Source organism: Kitasatospora sp. NPDC023385 (genome assembly GCF_055664045.1).
On record NZ_JBVOOL010000091.1, the window covers coordinates 1 to 2,283 of the forward strand.

The 2,283-nt window shown below is 74.2% G+C and carries 1 protein-coding gene and 1 pseudogene; both read left to right on the forward strand.

Annotated elements, in window-relative coordinates:
- On the forward strand, nt 1-524 hold a 524-nt coding region (locus tag AC0B61_RS37135), incomplete at its 5' end, for an acyl carrier protein (RefSeq protein ID WP_471746951.1).
- Between the two features lie 14 nt (nt 525-538).
- Nucleotides 539-2,283, forward strand: a pseudogene (locus tag AC0B61_RS37140) (type I polyketide synthase); the annotation flags it as partial.

The window sequence follows — 2,283 nt, forward strand, 5'->3', positions numbered from 1 at the left end:
GGGGCGTGCCGGTCGACTGGCAGGCGTTCTTCGAGGGCCGGGGCGGTCGTGTCACGGCGTTGCCCACGTACGCCTTCGACCACCAGCACTACTGGATCACCGACGGGGCAGCGCCCCGCAGCACCGCCGAGCCGGCCGGTCCGGCTTCGGCCGACGGGCCCGCGACGCCTGCGGCCGACCTGGCCGAACGGCTCGCGGAACTCGACGAGGCCGACCGGTTCCACCACGTGCTGGAGGTCGTCACCGAGCAGACCGCCGCCGTGCTCGGCCACACCGACGCCCGGGCGGTCGATCCCGAACGGCCCTTCGCCGAGCTGGGGTTCGACTCGCTGACGGCCGTGGAGCTCCGCAACCGGGTCAACCGGGTCAGCGGCCTGACACTCGCCGCCACCCTGGTCTTCGACCACCCCACGCCGAGTGCCCTGGCCGAGTACCTGCGGGCCCGGCTGAGCCCCGACACCGAGCAGTCCCTCGACGACCTGTTCGCGTCCATCGACAGCGAACTCGGCCCGGAAGCGAGCTGACCACCGTGACCACCCCCAACGAGCAGAAGCTCGCCGACTACCTCAAGCGGGTCACCGCCGAACTGCGCCGCACCCGCGAGCGCCTCGCCCGGGTGGAGGCCGCCGACGACCCGATCGCCGTCGTGTCCGCGGCCTGCCGCTACCCGGGCGGCGTGGCCGGCCCCGAGGACCTGTGGCGGCTGGTCGCCGACGGGGTCGACGCGATCGGCGACTTCCCGGCCGACCGCGGCTGGGACCTCGCCGACCTGGCCGTCCGCTCCGACTCGACCCGCGGCGGATTCCTGTACGGCGCCGGGGAGTTCGACGCCGCCCTGTTCGGGATGTCGCCGCGCGAGGCGCTGGCGACCGACCCCCAGCAGCGCCTCGCCCTCGAAGCCGCGTGGGAGGCCGTCGAAGGCGCGGGCATCGACCCGACGGCCCTGCGCGCCACCCGGACCGGGGTGTTCCTGGGCTTCGCCGGCCAGTCCTACACGGACATGGACTCCGGCTCCGACGACCTGCGCGGCTACCTCCTGGCCGGCGGCGCCGCGAGTGTGGCGTCGGGTCGGATCGCGTACGCGCTGGGGTTGCAGGGGCCGGCGATCACGGTGGACACGGCGTGTTCGTCGTCGTTGGTGGCGTTGCACCTGGCCGCGCAGTCGCTGCGGCGCGGCGAGTGCGCCATGGCCCTGGTCGGCGGCGTCACCGTGATGTCCACGCCGGGGGCGTGGATCGAGTTCTCGCGTCAGCAGGGGTTGGCGGTGGATGGGCGGTGCAAGTCGTTCGGGGTGGGGGCGGATGGTACGGGGTGGTCGGAGGGGGTGGGGGTGTTGGTGGTGGAGCGGTTGTCGGATGCGCGGCGGTTGGGGCATCCGGTGGTGGGGTTGGTGCGGGGTTCGGCGGTGAATTCGGATGGTGCGTCGAATGGTCTGACGGCGCCGTCGGGGGTGGCGCAGGAGCGGGTGATCCGTGCGGCGTGGGCGGATGCGGGTGTGGTGGGTGCGGATGTGGAGTTGGTGGAGGGGCATGGGACGGGGACGCGGTTGGGGGATCCGATCGAGGCGGGTGCGTTGGTGGCGACGTACGGGCAGGAGCGGGGGGATCGGGGGCCGGTCTGGCTGGGCTCGTTGAAGTCCAACATCGGCCACACCTCCGCGGCGGCCGGGGTCGGCGGAGTGATCAAGGTGCTGTTGGCGATGCGGCACGAGCGGATGCCCCGGACCCTGCACGCGGACGAGCCGAGTCGTGAAGTCGCCTGGGAGGACGGCGAGGTGCGGCTGCTCACGGAGCCCCGCCCGTGGCCCCGGGTGCCGGACCGGGCCCGGCGGGCGGCGGTGTCCTCGTTCGGCATCAGTGGCACCAACGCGCACGTGATCCTCGAAGAGGCGCCGGAGCCGGCGGTGCTGCCGCCGGTGGCGACCGACGAACAGCCCGCTCCCGTCCTGCCGTTCGTCGTGACGGCCGCCACCCCCGGCGGCCTGCGCGGCCAGCTCGGCCGGCTGCGCGACCACCTCGCGGACGTCGACGGGCCCGCCCTCCTCGACGCCGCGCACTCACTGGCCGGCACGCGTGCGACCACCCTGCCGTACCGGGCCGTGGTCACCGCGCGCACCGGCAAGCAGCTGCTCGCCGGCCTGGACGGCGCCGTCGCCGACGCCACCGAGCCCGCCGCCCGTCCCCGGCTCGCTGTGGTGTTTGCGGGGCAGGGGGCGCAGTGGGCGGGGATGGGTGGGGGTTTGGTGGGGGAGTTTCCGTTGTTCGGGCGGGTGTTCGGTGAGGT